At 34.6% G+C, this 3386-nt stretch carries 1 protein-coding gene; it reads right to left on the bottom strand.

Translation table 11 applies throughout. The features are described 5' to 3' along the window. Positions 1-171: 171 nt before the first annotated feature. Positions 172-3386, bottom strand: a 3215-nt coding sequence (locus F7018_RS18070) for a T9SS type B sorting domain-containing protein (RefSeq protein WP_150901499.1), incomplete at its 5' end; no start/stop codon positions are given.

Below are 3386 nucleotides of genomic sequence, written 5' to 3'. Positions count from 1 at the left end.
TAACTCCATTCAATCTCACCTGCAACCCCGCACCAATACCCGCAAAGGTTGGTGATATTAAAAAGGGGTTATCTGCCATGTGATTTATGTACTGAGGTAAATTTACCTCTTGAGCAACTAATTTTACACTAGAAATTACGATGCTTGCTATTATTAATATTTTTCTCATTCTTATCTATATAGTGTAAAGTGACCCATTATTTTCTTCTCTTCACCTGATAATTCATTATAGTAAATAGTATACCAGTAATCTCCAGATGGTAAAGGTTTTCCTTCATATAATCCATCCCATCCTTGTTGAACTCCTTGGAAGTTTTGAATCTTTCTTGCATACCTATCGTAAATAAATACTCTTAGGTTATGGTAATCTTCAACTTCTAAAGGATACCAGTAATCATTTATTCCATCTCCATCTGGTGTAAATATATTTGGAACTGTTATTGTAACATATACTCCTCTAACTGTTAATGTTAATTCACATCCTCTAGCATCTCTTACTGTAATAGTATAATCTTTAGTTTGTAAGATTGTAAATTCATTATCACTTCCCATATCAACTCCATCTACTGTAAAGTTATATGGTGGTAAACCGAAGTCTACATTAGCAATTAACTTATTCTTTTGAGAATCATCAATAGTCATAGTCAAGGCTTGTATATCTTGAATATCTATTGGGCTACTTGTTGAACTCTCTGAACAAGCTGTTACTGTATGAGTTGCTGTTACTGTATATCCATTACCAGCTGCAACATCAATAAACTCTCCTGTTGTATTTGTTGTTACTGCTGTACCACTTCCATCAAATAACGTATAAGACATCGAATTCTTATATTGATCATCAACAATTGCTTTAATTATATTTCCTGATGGACATGTATATTCAAAATCAACAGTTAATCTCAAGTCTACAGGATCTATTGTAGTTAAAGGTGATAATGCTTTTGGCGCACATCCTCCTCCACTATCTCTTACACTTATTACATAAACTGTATTTGCTGCAATACCTTCTGCACTACCTAATGTAATTTGGTTTTGAGAATATGGTGTTGCTAACTCAACATTATTTATACTAATAAAGTAAGGTTGTGTTCCTCCTTGGACATCTACTGTAATTGTAGGTGTTGGATCATTTAAACATGTTTGCTCTGTTACATTAACCAATCCAATGTTTAATTCTGTTGGTTCTGTAATTGTAACTTGTATTGGAGCTAATGGACATCCTATTACATCTTTAATAGTTATCATATATACTCCAGCAGATAAGTTTTCAAACACATTATTCTTCACATATTTATCAGCAGGGAACTCTGGTCTATCTGGTACTGCTGTAATATTGTACTCGTAATCTCCATTTCCATCAAAAGCATTAACAGTAATAGATCCCGTGTTTCCACCAAAACATGTTACATGTGTTGGAACTGCGTTACCACTTAATGGTAGTGGTTCAGTTATTTGATGCTCTGCAGTTTCAGTTGTACAAACATCTCCTGCTGCATTGGTACTTCTTACAGCTATCTTGTATATACCAACATTTAATCCTCCAAATGAGTTTGATTGTTGCCATCCACTTATTACTGCATTTGTATTATCTAATAACTGATACTCGTAGTTACCTAAACCTCCTGTAACATTTGCAGATAATACAGCATTACTATCCCCGTTACATGTTATGATTGCTGCACTTGTATCTAAAGTAGCTACTAATGCTTCGTAAGGATCAATAGTTATAGTAGTTGGATCAGATATACATAATTGGTTGTCTCTTACATAGAACTGATGTTCTCCTGCTCCTACATTAAATATTGGGTTGTTAACGAAGTTAATTCCATCGTTACTATACATGTATGGTCCATTACCTCCAGATCCTGTTACTTCTACAGAAGCTTGTGGTCTATTACAAGTAATATCTGCTGTAATATTAGCTGTTGCTGTTGCTTCAGTTGGATCAACAATATTAATTGGTCCCACTCTTCCATCACAAGAATATCCATCAGACACAATCACTGAATATCCATTACCTGCTGGTAAATTAGTGAATATAGGTGATGCTTGACTTGTTGTTCTTGTTCCATCTGGTAACTCTAATACATAAGTATATGTTAATGGTGCTGCTTGTAATTGACCTCCTGTTACACCTGTAACTTCAATCGTAGCTGTACTTTCTCCAATACAATCGTTTGGCGTTACTGTAAATGCACCAGTAATTGTTGTTCCTGCATCTAATTGGAACGTTATTACTTCTGTACAATTGTTAGCATCTCTAACCGTTGCTTGATAATTACCTGCTGTTAAACCTGTAATAGCATCATTATTATTATAAGCTTGAACTGTTGTTCCAGTTGTTAAATTTACTAATTCATATTCGTAAACTCCCCAACCTCCTTGAGCAGTTAATTTAACTTCACCTGAGTCTGCTTGGTTACACTTTAAATATGTCAATGCATGTGCTAATGTTAAATCATTTGCTGGCTGATCTATTGTAAAGTTAGCAGATCTAGCAGAACAGAATGGTGAATTTGGCATAGTTATAACCGCATAGTAATTACCTGCTGGTAAATTATTAATTGTTGTTGTAACATTTCCTGTTCCATTTCCTGTTATTCCTGTTGTTGCTCCACCTACATTAAATATCTCATAAGTATAAATATCTGCATATGGTGTTACCGGGTTGAAGCTTAAGTCTACACTTCCATTTCCTCCGAAACATGCTCTTTGGATATTATCTACAATTAATTCAAACTCTGGTGCATCTCCAACTATATGAGCTGTTGATAAAATACATCCTGTTACTGGATGAGTAATAGTTATTGTATAGTTATCTGTTGCTAATCCAGTAAATGTTGCTGCGTCTGTTGCTACTGGCACTACTTGTGTTGCCGTAAATCCTGTAGCTGCTCCTGTTATCGTATAACTTGCATTTGCTATATCTGGATTTATTTTAACTGTAATATCTTCTCCTGTAGCACAATCAATTGCTTTAGTTACTGTAATTGCTGCATCTATTAATCTTTCAAATGGTTGGATTGTTACTGTTTCTGTATCAATACATCCTTTATCATCAAATACAGTTACAGATACATTTCCTCCTGCTTCATTGGTAACTCCAAAACTAAATGATGTACTGTCTTGAGTAATATCATCAGTTGTGTCTCCTGGTGTTCCGTTATCATATACAAATATTGCTCTAACATAAGTTCCTGTTCCTCCAGTAATGTTAGCTGGGTTTACTGTTACTGTTGCATTATTTGTTGTATTCCCTGTTGTACATCCAAACTCTGTTACTGTTATAGCTGCTGAAGCATCCACTATTGCATTTTCAGAAATAGTTACTACTACATCTGTTGTACAACTATTAGTTCCTGTTCCCGTGATTGTATAAGTATTAG

Origin of the sequence: Tenacibaculum aiptasiae, from assembly GCF_008806755.1 — a bacterium.
GTDB lineage: Bacteria > Bacteroidota > Bacteroidia > Flavobacteriales > Flavobacteriaceae > Polaribacter > Polaribacter aiptasiae.
This window is presented reverse-complemented; position numbering and strand designations above follow the sequence as displayed.